This is a genomic window from Klebsiella sp. PK18, assembly GCF_057784655.1.
The window spans coordinates 3007616-3021749 of the sequence record NZ_CM173493.1 but is presented as its reverse complement, the minus strand read 5'-3'; the positions used below and the strand labels follow the sequence as shown (position 1 = coordinate 3021749).

The following is a 14134-nucleotide window of genomic DNA, read 5'->3' as shown; positions in this document are numbered from 1 at the left end:
TTAAGGAGTGCTTTGATGCCAACTCATACCCGTATTCGCATGTTTAACACCAAAGAGACCTACCCGAACCAGGCGCTGAACAACGATCTGTGCCAGGCGGTGCGGGCCGGCAATACCGTCTACGTTCGCGGCCAGGTTGGCACCGATTTCGCCGGCAATCTGATTGGCCTCGGCGACCCGCGGGCGCAGGCGGAGCAGGCAATGAAGAATGTTGAACAGTTGCTGAAAGAGGCGGGAAGCGACCTCTCGCATATCGTCAAGACCACCACTTATCTGATCGATCCCCGCTATCGCGAGCCGGTCTATCAGGAGGTGGGCAAATGGTTAAAAGGCGTCTTTCCCATCTCCACCGGGGTGGTGGTGTCGGCCCTCGCGCAGCCGCAGTGGCTGATGGAGATTGACGTTACGGCGGTGATCCCTGACGACTGGCAGGGGGAGGCAGCAGAATGACTCTCTCTATTAGCGCCCGCTGCCCGGAATCAGGTCAGTTGGGCATTGCCATTAGTTCGTCGAGCATGGCCGTGGGATCGCGCTGTCCGTGGCTATTGCCCGGTGTCGGCGCGGTCGCCAGTCAGAACATAACCTTACCGTCGCTGGGGCCGCATATTCTTGGCGCGCTTGAGGCGGGGGCCTCCGTTGAGCAGGCTCTGAACCTGGCTCTGGCGGAGGACCGCTTCCGCGAATATCGCCAGGTCGCGGCGATTGATGCCAACGGTGAAGTGGCGGCGTTCAGCGGAGAACATACTCTCGGGATCGGTGGCACCCTGGCGGGAGATAACTGCGTGGCGGCGGGCAACATGCTGGCCAGTCACGAGGTGATCGCCGCGATGGTGGCCGCCTTCGAGACGGCGAGCGGTGAACTGGCCAGCCGGCTGCTGGCCGGGCTGCGCGCGGGGATTGCCGCCGGGGGCGAGGCCGGCCCGGTCCACTCGGCGGCGGTGAAGGTGGTGGACGATTACCCGTGGCCGGTGGTCGATCTGCGTATTGACTGGGCGGAGACGGATCCGCTGGCGGCCCTTGAGCAACTGTGGCTGGCCTGGGAGCCGCAAATGGACGCCTATATTACCCGGGCGCTCGACCCTCGCGATGCGCCCGCCTATGGCGTCCCCGGCGATGAATAACATCCTCGCCGCGCTGCTGGCTTTTGACACCACCAGCCGCCATTCGAACCTGGCGATGATCGACTGGATCGCCGATTTTCTCGCTGCCCGCGGCGTGGCGTCCCGCCGCTTTTATGACCCGTCGGGCGGTAAGGCCAATCTCTACGCCCGGCTGGGGCCGTCCGGCGGCGGTGGGGTGATGCTCTCGGGCCACACCGACGTGGTCCCGGTGGACGGCCAGGCCTGGAGCGTTCCGCCTTTCAGCCTCACCGAGCGCGATGGCCGCTACTATGGCCGCGGCAGCGCCGATATGAAGGGGTTTCTCGCCTGCGTGCTGGCGGCAGTGGATGACTTTCTGGCGGCGCCGCTGCGCATGCCACTGCATCTGGCCTTCTCCTATGACGAAGAGGTCGGCTGTCTCGGCGTGCGCAGCCTGGTGGATTTTCTGCAGGCCTCGCCGGAGAAACCGGCGCTGTGCCTCATCGGCGAGCCAACGGAGATGCAGCCGGTGTTCGGTCATAAAGGCAAACTGGCCATGCGCTGCTGCATCGAGGGGCAGGCCTGCCATTCGGCCTATGCCCCGCAGGGGGTGAACGCCATCCGCTACGCGGCGAGACTGATCAACCACCTGGATCGGCTGGGCGTGCGTCTGGCCCGGCAGCAGGACAGCCGCTTTTCGCCGCCCTTCAGCACGCTGCAGGTGGGCACCATTCAGGGTGGGGCCGCGCTGAATATTGTTCCGCAGTCCTGCCGCTTTGATTTTGAGATCCGCTACCTGCCGGGGATGCGTCCCGAAGCGGTCACCGAGGCGCTGGCGGCCTACGCCCGCCGCCAGCTGCTGCCGGAGATGCGCCGGGTAGGCAGCGGGAGCGACATCCAGTTCCAGCTGTTAAGCCACTATCCGCCGCTGCTCAGCGATCCGCAGTCCGACTTCGCCCGCTGGCTGTCACAGTGGTGCGGCAGCGATCGCTTTTCCACCGTGGCGTTCGGCACCGAAGGAGGGCTGTTCGATGAGATGGGCGTCGCGACCCTGGTCTGCGGACCGGGCAGCATGGCCCAGGGCCATAAGGCCGATGAGTACATCAGCATCGCGCAGACCGAGCGCTGTATGACGATGCTGAGACAGCTTTGCGCGTGGATGCGTGCCGAACCGGCGGAACCGCTCACCTGATCCCTCAACACAGGAACCCAAGCGATGCACAATCAACACTCTCCCCACATCGATCAAGCGACCATCGACCGCTGGCAGGCGGATGGCGCGGTGTTATTAAAAGGCGTCTTTACCCCCTGGGTCGATCGCCTCGCCGAGGGGGTCACGGCGCTGATGGCCAGCCCCAGCGAGTATGGTCATGCGCGCACGGTGATCCCCAAAGATGGTTCGCCGCCTTTTTTTCAGGACTACTGCAACTGGTCGCGGATCCCGGCGTTTAGCGAGTTTGTCTTTCAGTCAGCGGCCGCCGAGATCGCGGCGGCGCTGATGCAGTCGCAGACGGCGAAATTTTTCCATGAACATACGCTGGTCAAACCGGCCGGAGGCAGCACGGTGACTCCCTGGCATCATGACCAGCCTTACTATTGCGTCTCCGGCAGGCAGAACGTCAGCTTCTGGATCCCGCTGGACCCGGTGGCGGAGGCCACCTCGCTGCGTTGCATTCGCGGGTCGCATCGCTGGGAGGAGGAGTTCAGTCCTACCCGTTTCAATGGCACTAAGCTTTACGAGCACACCCGGTTCAGCACCCTGCCGGATATCGACGCCCATGAGGACGAATACGATATCGTCAGCTGGGCGCTGGAGCCGGGGGATGCGGTGGCCTTCCATTTCCGCACCGTCCATGGCGCCCGCGGCAACCCCGGCGCGCGGGCGCGACGGGTCTTCTCCGCCCGTTGGGTGGGGGATGACGCCGCGTTTGCCGATCGCGGCGGCGTGACGTCGCCACCGTTCCCCGAGCTGACCCTGCGGGACGGCGACCCGCTGGATTCCCCGCTGTTCCCCCAGGTTTGGCCGCGGGCGTGAGCCACTGGCGGCGGGATCTGCTATGATCCCGCCTTTCGCTGTCTGGAGCCTGTCGATGTTCAACGACGCCATTGTTTATGATCGCTACGGGCCGCCGGCCGCTGTGCTGACCCTGAAACGCCTTCCGCTGGCGCCGCTGGCGGGCGGGCGGGTGCGGGTCAGGATGCGCTATGCCCCGGTGAATCCCTCGGATCTGATCCCCGTGACCGGCGCCTATCGCCACCGCACCCGACTGCCGGCCGTCGCCGGCTATGAAGGTCTTGGCGAGGTGGTCGCCGCGCCATACGGCAGCCGGCTGTCCGCGGGCCAGCGGGTGCTGCCTCTGCGCGGGGGCGGCACCTGGCAGCGGTTTATCGATCTGGATGAGACCTGGCTGGTGCCGGTGCCGCCAGCGGTTGACGATCTGCTGGCCGCCCGCGGGTATATCAATCCGCTGACGGCTATGCTGATGCTCAAGCGCTGGCCGGTTGCCGGAAAACACCTTGTGCTGACCGCGGCATCGTCCTCCTGCGCCAGCCTGCTGGGACAGTGGGCGCTGGCGATGGGCGCCCGCTCGGTGAGCGGGATTATTCGCTCGCCGCAGCACCGGGCGCGCCTGGAACAGGCCGGGATCTATCCGATCCTCGATACCGACCGGGCGCTGATGGAGAAGGTCAGCCAGCACAGCGATCTGGTGTTTGACGCGGTGGGCGGCGAACTGGCGAATACGCTGCTGTCGGTGCTGCCCGCATCGTCGACCCTGATCTCCTATGGTTTATTATCCGGGCGGCCGCTGACCCAGACGCGCGGTAGCGCGACGGTGCGCAAGTTTCATCTGCGGGAGGCGTTGCCGACACTCAGCGTGGCGGCGTGGCGGGCGGCGTTTGACGAGATTTGGCTGCGCTTGCCAACGACCACCCAGCCGCCGGCCCAGCGCATAGCGTTGAACGACTGGCGTGAGGCAATTACCGCCGCCGACCAGCCGGGAAGAGGCGGTAAAATCCTGCTCGATTTCACCGCCGGTTAAGATTACTTTTTCTTCTCGCCAAGGGTTGGGGTTTCGTCAAAGAAGTTCCACGGCTTCAGCAGGGCGTGCGCCCACTCGGTCGGCATGATCGGCCACTCTTCGGCGCGCGCCACGTGAGTGGTGCCGGTGGTGATCCACACGACGTCATCGTGGTTAGTCAGCGACTCATCATCCTTTGCGTACTGCCCTAAGCCGGTATCCTGGGCGGAACGGTTCGGGTATTTCCCTTCCGGATAACGCTCTGTCGGGTGGTAGCGCGTCACCCACAGCTGTTTATCCATAAAGCTCAGGCGATGGTAGATCCACTCGTCCGGGGCGAACTTCGCGCCGGTCGCCGCCGGGTGCGTACCGCCGGCATACGGGATGATCTGATAAGAGACCGGGTTGCCCATGCGGTTCTCTTTGCTGGTGTTGCTCAGCAGGCGAATGGTTCCCGGGTCGAATTTCTGCGCCGCTTTCTGCTCGCTGTCAATGGTGTACTGATTCACCTGCATGGTACTGGTGCGCGGGCCACCGGCGGTGTTGGGCTTCACTTCAGGATCCATCGCCACCAGGGTGTTGTTTTCGCCGTCCACGTCGAGGTCGAGGCGGAAGTTATAGATGTGCTGGTGGGTGGTGCCGACAATATTATGGTCGATCAGCGTCCCGTAGCGGGTATCCTCTTTGGCGCTGGGGTCGTGCATGGTCTTCGCCATCACGCCTTTGACGGCTTCAATCCCGGTGGCGCCGGCGTCGATACCGATGGTGCCGTTGTCGTGGAACACCCAGTCAAAGATATAATCATAGTTCCCGACGGTACTGATCCAGCGTACCACCAGTTCCCGGCGTTCGGTACTGACGTTGGGCTTGCCCATCTCCAGGTGCTTATATTCCGGCCCGGCATAGCGTTCGAATATGGCGACCGCGCCTGGAATCGTGGTCGGTTTGCCGGTGTAATCGGCGATGGTTTCATCCAGCAGCACCGCATTCGATGGCGCATCCTTGCCGCGGACAATCGGCGAGGTCAGGGTGCCCATGCCGTAATCGCCGGAGTCGAGGTAGGCTTTGAAATACCAGCCGACGTCCGGGTCGCCGTAGGGAACGATCATCCCACCGAGGGAACCTTCATACATCACCTGGCGTTTTTTGCCGTTATCGTTGTAGGTCACCGTCGAGAGAATTGGCCCGACGCGTGAGTTCAGGCGCAGGTGGAAATCCCAGTTTTGCCAGTGAATGGTATCCCCGGTGATTGTGTAGTTTTTGCCTTCCGGTTCGGTTATCTCCAGCGGTTTCACCGCCGGGGCGTTGCGGTCGCGGCCATCATACGGACGGGGCTCCATCGGTACCGGGATCACCGGGCCTTCCTCAATTTTGATAATTTTCTTCGCTTCAAGGTCGACCACCGCCACCAGGTTTTCAATCGGGTGCGCCCAGTAGTTGCCGTCGCCGGTATCGAGATAACTGACCACCTTCAGCAGACGCGCATCCTGCTGCAGGCCATCTTTGCCATCAAAATAGCCGACGGTGAGCGGGGTGGTGACCACTTTACTGGGATCGGTAATACCGTGCTTTTTCAGCACCTCAGCGAATTCGCTGCTGGCGTTGATGATGTTCTGCACGCTGACAAAATCATCGAGCAGTACCATCCCGTGGGCGCCTTTAACTGGCGTCCAGGAGAGGATTTTTTTGTTTTGCAGATCGACGACGGCTTCAATCACGTGTTTGCCATCCAGCATCACCACATCGGCGGTGCGCGGTGAATCGACCGGCGTACCCTGCAGGGCAAAGGCCCACACCGCCGCTTTATCCGGCTCGTGCAGGGAAATTTCGGTAAAGCGGGTATTGGGCTGGAATTCCGGCGCGGCTTTAACAATGGCCACCGCTTCACTGATTTCCGCCGCCGAGAGCGAGTTTAACGGGTGAGGGCGCTTTTCCACCTGGAAGGTCTGATCGAGACCGGACTGGAAGACATCGTTGATAAAGGTATCGGAGACCCAGGCTTTTCCTTCCTTCATCACCACCGGCACCTGCAGGTCAAGGGTTTTACCGTTGACGATCGCGGTTTTGGCGCCGGGCTTCACTTTAACGTAAGCGCCGTCTTTTATCAGGGTAAACATCTGCGCGTAGTCATCCCACTGCACATCGGCGCCGAACGCCTGCAGCGTTTTATCCAGCGGTACCATGTGGGCTTCGCTGCCGTGGGCGAAGACCGGTGATTGCCAGGCGCAAACCACCGCCACGGCCAGCGCCAGCGCGGTTTTACGAGGAGAAAATTTCAAGCCGTTTGCCATTGTGACCTCATCTTATTGTTGTGTTGTCTCTTGCCGCTGCGAATGTCGGCTTTGTCACCCTTAAGCTACCAGCCAGCGGCGCCGGGGCGTTTGTTTGCTTTTGCCAGCTTGTTTGTCAGTTTTGCCAGACGGGCGTAAAAAATGCCTCCGCAGAGGCATTGAGAACGTGCGCCGATTTTTTGCCGGGTGGCGGCTGACGCCTTACCCGGCCTACCCAACCGGGTCTGACTGTCTGTAGGCCCGCGCAAGCGCAGCGCCGCCGGGCGATTTTCAGCGCATCACGTCGGAAAATCCCCTTGCTGGCGCGCCACCAGGGTCAGAATGGAATACAGCGCCACCGCCTGCTGGTGCTGGTTGAAAATCTCCACCGCCCATTCCACCACGCCGGTGGCTTTCTCATCGGCGCTACGCTGACGCTTAACGGTTTTACGCTTACAGGTCAGGCGAACCTGAATGGTGTCTCCCGGTTTGACCGGCTCAATAAAGCGCAGGTTTTCCATCCCGTAGTTGGCGATAACCGGCCCGACGCCGGCATCGACGAACAGCCCGGCCGCAGCGGAGATCAGGAAATAACCGTGGACCACCCGCTCGCCGAAAATCGACTCAGCGGCGGCGATTTTGTCCATATGCGCGTAGAAATGATCGCCGCTCAGGCAGGCGAAATTAACGATATCCGCTTCGGTCAGGGTTCTGCGCGGAGTTAATAAGCTATCGCCAGGCTGGATCTCTTCGAAGTATTTACGGAACGGGTGAATGCGGTCTTCGCTAACCTGCGCGCCACGCACCCACTGCTGGCCGATGGTCGCCAGCATCGTTGGGCTGCCCTGGACGGCGGTACGCTGCATATAGTGTTTCACCGAGCGCAGCCCGCCAAGCTCTTCTCCGCCGCCAGCGCGGCCAGGGCCGCCGTGTACCAGCTGCGGCAGCGGCGAACCGTGGCCGGTTGATTCTACGGAGGATGCTTCGTTCAGTATCTGAATACGACCATGCGCGCGCGCGGCGCCAAGGATAAACTCGCGCGCCAGCTCGCCGCTGGCGGTGACCAGCGTACCGGCCAGGCTACCGCCGCCGGCTCGCGCCAGCGTCAGCGCATGCTGGCGGTCGCGATACGGCATCAGCGTCGCTACCGGGCCAAAGGCTTCAATGGCGTGAACCGCTGGTGTTTCATCCGGCTGCGGGCAGTACAGCAGGGTCGGCGGGAAGAACGCGCCATCAGCATTAAGATCTGCCTGTCCGCCGAGCAGCGCTTCGCAGCCGGCGGCGATCAGTTTATTGACGTTATCCTGCACGTCCTGACGCTGCTCGGTGTTGACCAGCGCCCCCATCTTTATGCCTTCCTGCGCCGGGTCGCCGACGGTGATTTTTTGCAACCGGGCGATCAGCGCTTCACGTACCGCATCGATTTGTGCGTGCGGCACGATGATGCGACGGATAGCGGTACATTTTTGCCCGGCTTTCGCCGTCATCTCGCGGACCACTTCCCGAATAAACAGCGCGAATTCCGGTTGCTCCGGGGTGACATCTTCGCCTAAAACGCAGCAGTTGAGCGAATCTGCTTCCATGGTAAAGGGAATCGATTTGGCCACCAGGTTAGGATGCGACCGTAGCTGCTGGCCGGTGGCGGCAGAGCCGGTAAAGGTCACCACGTCCTGGCTATCGAGATGGTCGAGAAGATCGCCCGCGCCGCCGCAAATCAGGCTGATGGCGCCTTCCGGCACCAGGCCGCTGTCGACAATCGCTTTCACCATCGCCTGGGTAAGCTGGGCGGTAGCGGTGGCCGGTTTAATGATCGCCGGCATGCCGGCAAGCCAGGTCGGCGCCAGTTTTTCCAGCATTCCCCAGCAGGGGAAGTTGAAGGCGTTGATATGGACGGCGACGCCTGATTTCGAGGTCAGCACGTGACGCGCGGCAAAACCCCCTTGTTTGGAGAGCGGGATCAGCTCGTCCTCCGGCCACAGGAGATCGTCCGGCAATTCGCGACTACCGAGCCCGGCATAGGTGAAAAGGGTCCCGATGCCGCCTTCAATATCCACCCAGCTGTCGGCGCGAGTGGCGCCGGTTTGCGCGGAGATGGCGTAGAACTCGTCTTTCTGCTCCAGCAGCCGTTTTGCTACCGCTTTTAACATCGCGCTGCGTTCAATAAAGGTCATGGCTTGCAGAGCTTTACCGCCGCGCTCAATCGCGAAGCGGCGCGCCTGCGCCATATCCAGGCCTTCACTGGTCACCTCCCACAGCGCCGCGCCGGTGATGGCGTGATGGATAGTACGGGCGCGGCCCCGGCCGGTCTGCCAGGCGCCGGATAAGTAGCTGGCTAACTGCTGCATCGCAAATCTCCAAATATGTTACGTGTGATATCTATAAATGGTTCTTTTATGAATCATAAAAATCAAGTCTGTATTTAATAATTTATTAACATTGTGATCGGCGGCTGGTGGGGCGTTGCGTTTATGCTACTGATTTATAAGCTGTTTACAAAATGTTTTGCGGTTATCATCACAAAAGGAGCAAACAAAATTTGTGGTTTTATTTAACCAATATGTAACCTTCAATAAACAAAGTGATTCACATAAATGTTTTTGTTGTGAATATCAGAATCATAAAGGTGATGACGTGACAGAAGAACAACGCTTTGACCAGCGCATCGCGCAGGAAACGGCCATCGAACCGCAGGACTGGATGCCGGATGCCTACCGTAAGACCTTGATTCGGCAGATAGGCCAGCACGCGCACTCGGAAATCGTCGGCATGCTGCCGGAAGGCAACTGGATCACCCGTGCGCCGACGCTGCGCCGCAAAGCGATCCTGCTGGCTAAGGTACAGGATGAGGCCGGGCATGGGCTTTATCTCTATAGCGCCGCGGAAACGCTCGGCTGCGCCCGGGAAGACCTGTATCAGAAGATGCTCGACGGGCAGATGAAATACTCCTCCATTTTTAACTACCCGACCCTGAGCTGGGCCGATATCGGCGTGATCGGCTGGCTGGTCGATGGCGCGGCCATCGTCAACCAGGTGGCGCTGTGCCGGACCTCCTACGGCCCCTATGCCCGGGCGATGGTCAAAATCTGCAAAGAGGAGAGCTTTCACCAGCGGCAGGGATTTGAAGCCTGCATGGCGCTGGCGCAGGGCAATGACGCGCAGCGGCAGATGCTGCAGGACGCCATTAACCGCTTCTGGTGGCCGGCGCTGATGATGTTTGGCCCCAACGACGACAACTCGCCGAACAGCGCCCGCAGCATGGCGTGGAAAATCAAACTGCACTCCAACGACGAGCTACGTCAGCGCTTCGTCGATAACACCGTGCCGCAGGTAGAGATCCTCGGTATGACCGTCCCGGACCCGGATTTGCAGTTTGATGAAGCCAGCGGCCACTACCGCTTCGGCGAAATCGACTGGCAGGAATTTAACGAGGTGATTAGCGGCCGTGGGATTTGCAATCACGAGCGGCTGGCCGCCAAGCGTAAGGCCTGGGAAGAGGGCGAGTGGGTGCGCGAGGCCGCGCTGGCCCATGCGCAAAAACAGCAGGCCCGCAGCGCGGCATGAGGAGAGACAACATGAGCAAAGTTTACTGGCCGTTATATGAAGTGTTCGTTCGCAGCAAACAGGGGTTATCCCATCGTCACGTCGGCAGTCTGCACGCCGCTGATGATCAAATGGCGCTGGAGAATGCCCGCGATGCTTATACCCGCCGCAGCGAAGGCTGCTCAATTTGGGTGGTGAAGGCCAGCGAAATCGTTGCTTCGCAGCCGGAAGAGCGCGGCGAATTCTTCGACCCGGCGGAAAGCAAAGTCTACCGTCATCCGACTTTCTATACCGTGCCGGATGGCATGGAACATATGTGAGGCGGCGATGAATACCCCTAACCCCGTAGCCACCTACGCCCTGCGGCTTGGCGACAATGGTCTGGTTCTGGCCCAGCGTTTAGGCGCCTGGTGCGGCCATGCTCCCGAGCTCGAGATCGATCTTGCGCTGGCCAACATCGGCCTCGACCTGCTCGGCCAGGCGCGCAATTTTTTAAGCTATGCCGCCGAGCTTAACGGCTGCGGCGACGAAGATACGCTGGCTTTTGGTCGCGATGAACGCCAGTACAGCAACCTGCTGCTGGTGGAGCAGCCAAACGGCAATTTTGCCGACACCATCGCCCGCCAGTTCTTTATCGATGTCTGGCACGTCGCCCTGTACAGCCAGCTGGTGAACAGCCGCGACGCGCAGCTGGCGGCCATTGCCGCCAAAGGGCTGAAAGAGGTGCGTTACCACCAGCGCTTCAGCCGCGGCTGGCTGGAGCGTCTGGGTAACGGCACCGAGTTATCAAATCGCAAAATGCAGCAGGCGGTCGACAATCTGTGGCGCTTCACCGGCGAACTGTTCCTTGCCGATGAAGTGGATCTCCTCCTGGTTGAGCAGGGCATTGCGGTTGATCCGCGCGAGCTTCAGGCCGAATGGCAAAGCGCGGTACACACGGCGCTGCTCGACTCCGGCTTACAGATCCCGCAGGAAGCGGCCTTCCGCAGCGGCGGCAAACAGGGGCTGCACAGTGAACATCTCGGCCCGCTGCTGGCGGAGATGCAATATCTGCAGCGTTCGCATCCCGGACTGCAGTGGTAAGTGAGGTGACTATGCAACGTCTTGCCGATATCGCTCCTGCAGAGGTTCGCACCATCTGGGGATTATTAAGCGCGATCCCGGATCCGGAAGTGCCGGTACTCACCATCACCGACCTCGGTATGGTACGCAGCGTCGCGCGCCATGGCGACGGGTGGGTGATTGGCTTTACCCCGACCTATTCGGGCTGTCCGGCGACGGAGCATCTGCTGGGCGAGATCCGTACGGTCATGAGCGAGCATGGCTTTCTGCCGGCGCATATCGTCCTGCAGCTGGATCCGCCATGGACCACCGACTGGATGAGTCAGGAGGCCCGCGAGCGCCTGCGCCAGTACGGAATCAGCCCGCCCCAGGGGCACGCCTGCCATGCGGACATGCTCGCTGAGGTGAGCTGTCCGCGCTGCGGCAGCACCCATACCTCGCTGATTAGCGAATTCGGTTCCACGGCCTGCAAAGCGCTCTATCGCTGCGACAGCTGCCGGGAACCTTTTGATTACTTTAAATGTATTTGAGGTTGCCATGACGACGTTCCATTCGCTTAAGGTGGCGAGAGTCGAGCCGGAAACCCGCGATGCGGTGACCATCACTTTTGCGATCCCGCAAGCCCTGCAGGCGGAGTACTGCTTTCGCCCGGGCCAGCATCTGACGCTAAAAGCCCGTCTGGGCGGTGAAGAACTGCGCCGCTGTTACTCCATTTGTCGCAGCCGCACGCCCGGCGAAATTAGCGTCGCGGTCAAAGCTATCGACGGCGGGCGCTTTTCGCGCTACGCCCAGCACGATATCCAGCAGGGTATGGAGCTGGAGGTGATGGTGCCGCAGGGGCATTTCGGTTATCAACCGCAGGCTGAACGGCAGGGTGAATATCTGGCGATTGCCGCCGGTTCCGGGATCACGCCGATGATGGCGATCATGAGCGCGACGCTGGCGACCGAGCCGCAAAGCCGCTTCACGCTGATCTACGGCAACCGCAGCAGCCATAGCATGATGTTCCGCCAGGCGCTGGCCGATTTAAAAGACCGCTATCCGCAGCGCCTGCAGGTGATACACCTGTTTAGCCAGGAGTCGATGGACAGCGATCTGCTACAGGGGCGCATTGACGGCGACAAACTGCGCCAGCTCGCTGACCATCTGCTGGATTTTAGCCGTTTCGACGAGGCTTTTATCTGCGGCCCGGCGGCGATGATGGATGAGGCGGAAGCGGCGTTACGTGAACTTGGCGTAGCGGAGAAATCGATTCATCTCGAACGCTTTAATACCCCAGGCGGCAATGTGAAGCGGGCCGCCCGCGTGCAGGCGGAAGGGCGCACGGTGACCATCCGCCAGGACGGGCGCGATCGGCTTATCGCCCTCAGCGCCGAAGACGACAGCATCCTGGATGCCGCATTGCGTCAGGGCGCCGATCTGCCGTTCGCCTGTAAGGGCGGGGTATGCGCCACCTGTAAATGCAAAGTGCTACGCGGTGAAGTGGCGATGGCCGCCAATTACAGCCTGGAAGCAGATGAGCTGGCGGCGGGATATGTCCTGAGCTGCCAGTCGTTGCCGACCAGCGGCGATGTGGTGGTCGACTTTGACGCGCGGGGGATGGCATGAGTGACCTGCTGATCCACCGTCATGGCCGGGTGCTTCAGTTGACGCTAAACCGCCCGCAGGCCCGCAACGCGCTGAACAATGCCCTCTTAACCCAGATTGCCGAGGCGCTGGAGGTTGCGGCAGTTGATGACAGCGTCGGCGTCTGCGTTATCAGCGGTAACGCGCGTTTTTTCGCCGCCGGGGCTGACCTCAATGAAATGGCGGAAAAAGATCTGCCTGCCACCCTTGATGATATTCGCCCACGGTTATGGGCGCGAATCGATGCCTTTACTAAACCGCTCATCGCTTCGGTCAACGGCTACGCGCTCGGTGCCGGCTGCGAGCTGGCTCTGCTGTGCGACCTGATTGTCGCCGGCGACAACGCCCGCTTTGGCCTGCCGGAAATTACCCTCGGCATTATGCCGGGCGCTGGCGGCACCCAGCGGCTGATCCGCAGCGTTGGCAAGGCGCTGGCCAGCCGGATGGTGCTGAGCGGCGAGAGTATTGACGCCCGCCAGGCGCAACAGGCCGGGCTGGTCAGCGATATCCATCCGGCGGCTTTAACCGATGAGTATGCCCTGAAACTGGCAACCACCATTGCCCGCCATTCGCCGCTGGCGCTACGGGCGGCAAAACAGTCGCTGCGCCTGTCGCAGGAAGTCAGCCTGCAGGCTGGTCTGCAACAGGAGCGCCAGCTGTTTAGCCTGCTGAGCGCCACCGAGGACCGCCGCGAAGGCATCGACGCCTTCTTACAAAAACGTACACCGGAATTTAAAGGACGCTAATCGTGGAAGCTTTCATTCTCAGCGCAGTGGAACAGGGCGTCATGACCATTACCCTCAATCGCCCGGACCGCCTCAACAGTTTTAACGACCTGATGCATCACCAGCTGGCGGAATGTCTGAAGCAGGCCGAGCGTGATGACGGCGTACGTTGCTTGCTGATCACCGGCGCCGGTCGCGGCTTTTGCGCCGGCCAGGATTTGAACGATCGCAATGTCGACCCCAGCGGCCCGCCGCCGGATCTCGGCCTGTCGGTAGAACGCTTTTACAACCCGTTAGTGCGCCGTCTGGCGGCGCTGCCGAAGCCGGTTATCTGCGCGGTCAACGGTGTGGCCGCCGGCGCTGGCGCCACCCTGGCGCTGGGCTGCGATATCGTGCTGGCCGCGCGTTCGGCCAAATTTGTGATGGCGTTCAGCAAGCTCGGCCTGGTGCCGGACTGCGGCGGTAGCTGGTTCCTGCCGCGGGTGGCCGGCCGCGCTCGCGCGATGGGGCTGGCACTGCTGGGCGATAGCCTCAGCGCGGAACAGGCCGCGCAGTGGGGGATTATCTGGCAACTGGTGGACGATTCAGAACTGGCGGATACCAGTCTGCAACTGGCGCGCCATCTGGCGGCGCAACCGACGTTTGGTCTTGGGCTGATTAAAAAGGCGCTGCTGGCTTCTGAAACCAACAGTCTTGATGCGCAGCTGGATCTTGAGCGCGATTATCAGCGCCTGGCCGGGCGCAGCGATGATTACCGCGAAGGGGTCAGCGCGTTTCTGGCCAAGCGGCCACCACAGTTCAGCGGGAAATAG

14 protein-coding genes are annotated in these 14134 nt (G+C 61.3%); 12 read left to right on the top strand and 2 right to left on the bottom strand.

The features are described 5' to 3' along the window. Window positions 1-15 precede the first annotated feature (15 nt). From AC3EMD_RS14845 to AC3EMD_RS14825, 5 genes are read left to right on the top strand one after another with little or no spacing between them, the layout of a single operon-like run. Complete coding sequence (locus AC3EMD_RS14845) at window positions 16-450, top strand: RidA family protein (RefSeq protein WP_004190423.1); 435 nt, start codon at window positions 16-18, stop codon at window positions 448-450. Next, entirely contained in the window at window positions 447-1121 is a 675-nt protein-coding gene (locus AC3EMD_RS14840) for a DUF1028 domain-containing protein (protein ID WP_008805132.1), read from the top strand. Before AC3EMD_RS14845 ends, AC3EMD_RS14840 begins: the two co-directional genes overlap by 4 nt. Beyond that, window positions 1099-2271, top strand: a complete 1173-nt coding sequence (gene argE, locus AC3EMD_RS14835; RefSeq protein ID WP_124038086.1) for an acetylornithine deacetylase — start codon at window positions 1099-1101, stop codon at window positions 2269-2271. The genes AC3EMD_RS14840 and argE overlap by 23 nt, the downstream gene beginning before the upstream one ends. Window positions 2272-2295: 24 nt before the next feature. Beyond that, a complete protein-coding gene (locus AC3EMD_RS14830; protein WP_012541938.1) occupies window positions 2296-3114 on the top strand; it encodes a phytanoyl-CoA dioxygenase family protein in 819 nt (272 codons plus the stop codon). Window positions 3115-3136: 22 nt separating this feature from the next. Further along, complete coding sequence (locus AC3EMD_RS14825; protein WP_162677624.1) at window positions 3137-4120, top strand: zinc-dependent alcohol dehydrogenase family protein; 984 nt, start codon at window positions 3137-3139, stop codon at window positions 4118-4120. Between the two features lie 2 nt (window positions 4121-4122). Here the strand turns inward: AC3EMD_RS14825 and tynA are convergent, their stop codons facing one another. Next, window positions 4123-6390 (bottom strand): primary-amine oxidase, encoded by a 2268-nt coding sequence (gene tynA, locus AC3EMD_RS14820; protein WP_040968450.1) that lies wholly within the window; start codon window positions 6388-6390, stop codon window positions 4123-4125. A gap of 278 nt (window positions 6391-6668) precedes the next feature. After that, window positions 6669-8714: a phenylacetic acid degradation bifunctional protein PaaZ gene (gene paaZ / locus AC3EMD_RS14815; RefSeq protein WP_302073563.1), complete on the bottom strand. Its 2046-nt coding sequence runs from the start codon at window positions 8712-8714 to the stop codon at window positions 6669-6671. A gap of 286 nt (window positions 8715-9000) precedes the next feature. On the opposite strand from paaZ, the gene paaA reads away from it, so the two are divergent. From paaA to paaG, 7 genes are read left to right on the top strand one after another with little or no spacing between them, the layout of a single operon-like run. Beyond that, the gene (gene paaA / locus AC3EMD_RS14810; protein ID WP_004176377.1) at window positions 9001-9930 is read left to right on the top strand and encodes a 1,2-phenylacetyl-CoA epoxidase subunit PaaA; all 930 of its coding nucleotides are present in this window, start codon (window positions 9001-9003) and stop codon (window positions 9928-9930) included. 11 nt (window positions 9931-9941) lie between these two features. Further along, entirely contained in the window at window positions 9942-10229 is a 288-nt protein-coding gene (paaB, locus tag AC3EMD_RS14805; protein WP_004224492.1) for a 1,2-phenylacetyl-CoA epoxidase subunit PaaB, read from the top strand. Between the two features lie 7 nt (window positions 10230-10236). After that, window positions 10237-10992 (top strand): 1,2-phenylacetyl-CoA epoxidase subunit PaaC, encoded by a 756-nt coding sequence (paaC, locus tag AC3EMD_RS14800; protein ID WP_046882192.1) that lies wholly within the window; start codon window positions 10237-10239, stop codon window positions 10990-10992. Window positions 10993-11003: 11 nt separating this feature from the next. Then, window positions 11004-11501: a 1,2-phenylacetyl-CoA epoxidase subunit PaaD gene (paaD, locus tag AC3EMD_RS14795; protein ID WP_302073562.1), complete on the top strand. Its 498-nt coding sequence runs from the start codon at window positions 11004-11006 to the stop codon at window positions 11499-11501. Window positions 11502-11508: 7 nt separating this feature from the next. Further along, window positions 11509-12579: a 1,2-phenylacetyl-CoA epoxidase subunit PaaE gene (gene paaE / locus AC3EMD_RS14790; protein ID WP_087498646.1), complete on the top strand. Its 1071-nt coding sequence runs from the start codon at window positions 11509-11511 to the stop codon at window positions 12577-12579. Continuing rightward, complete coding sequence (gene paaF / locus AC3EMD_RS14785) at window positions 12576-13343, top strand: 2,3-dehydroadipyl-CoA hydratase PaaF (RefSeq protein WP_302073561.1); 768 nt, start codon at window positions 12576-12578, stop codon at window positions 13341-13343. Before paaE ends, paaF begins: the two co-directional genes overlap by 4 nt. A 2-nt stretch (window positions 13344-13345) precedes the next feature. After that, window positions 13346-14134 carry a 2-(1,2-epoxy-1,2-dihydrophenyl)acetyl-CoA isomerase PaaG gene (paaG, locus tag AC3EMD_RS14780; RefSeq protein ID WP_064171998.1) on the top strand — a complete coding sequence of 263 codons (789 nt, stop codon included), beginning with the start codon at window positions 13346-13348 and terminating at the stop codon, window positions 14132-14134.

Bases quoted from the DNA above. Each gene is read 5' to 3' on its own strand.
- paaB (WP_004224492.1), top strand. From the start codon at position 9,942: ATGAGCAAAGTTTACTGGCCGTTATATGAAGTGTTCGTTCGCAGCAAA.
- paaC (WP_046882192.1), top strand. From the start codon at position 10,237: ATGAATACCCCTAACCCCGTAGCCACCTACGCCCTGCGGCTTGGCGAC.
- argE (WP_124038086.1), top strand. From the start codon at position 1,099: ATGGCGTCCCCGGCGATGAATAACATCCTCGCCGCGCTGCTGGCTTTT.
- AC3EMD_RS14825 (WP_162677624.1), top strand. From the start codon at position 3,137: ATGATCCCGCCTTTCGCTGTCTGGAGCCTGTCGATGTTCAACGACGCC.
- tynA (WP_040968450.1), bottom strand. From the start codon at position 6,390: ATGGCAAACGGCTTGAAATTTTCTCCTCGTAAAACCGCGCTGGCGCTG.
- paaD (WP_302073562.1), top strand. From the start codon at position 11,004: ATGCAACGTCTTGCCGATATCGCTCCTGCAGAGGTTCGCACCATCTGG.
- paaF (WP_302073561.1), top strand. From the start codon at position 12,576: ATGAGTGACCTGCTGATCCACCGTCATGGCCGGGTGCTTCAGTTGACG.
- AC3EMD_RS14840 (WP_008805132.1), top strand. From the start codon at position 447: ATGACTCTCTCTATTAGCGCCCGCTGCCCGGAATCAGGTCAGTTGGGC.
- paaE (WP_087498646.1), top strand. From the start codon at position 11,509: ATGACGACGTTCCATTCGCTTAAGGTGGCGAGAGTCGAGCCGGAAACC.
- paaZ (WP_302073563.1), bottom strand. From the start codon at position 8,714: ATGCAGCAGTTAGCCAGCTACTTATCCGGCGCCTGGCAGACCGGCCGG.
- AC3EMD_RS14845 (WP_004190423.1), top strand. From the start codon at position 16: ATGCCAACTCATACCCGTATTCGCATGTTTAACACCAAAGAGACCTAC.
- AC3EMD_RS14830 (WP_012541938.1), top strand. From the start codon at position 2,296: ATGCACAATCAACACTCTCCCCACATCGATCAAGCGACCATCGACCGC.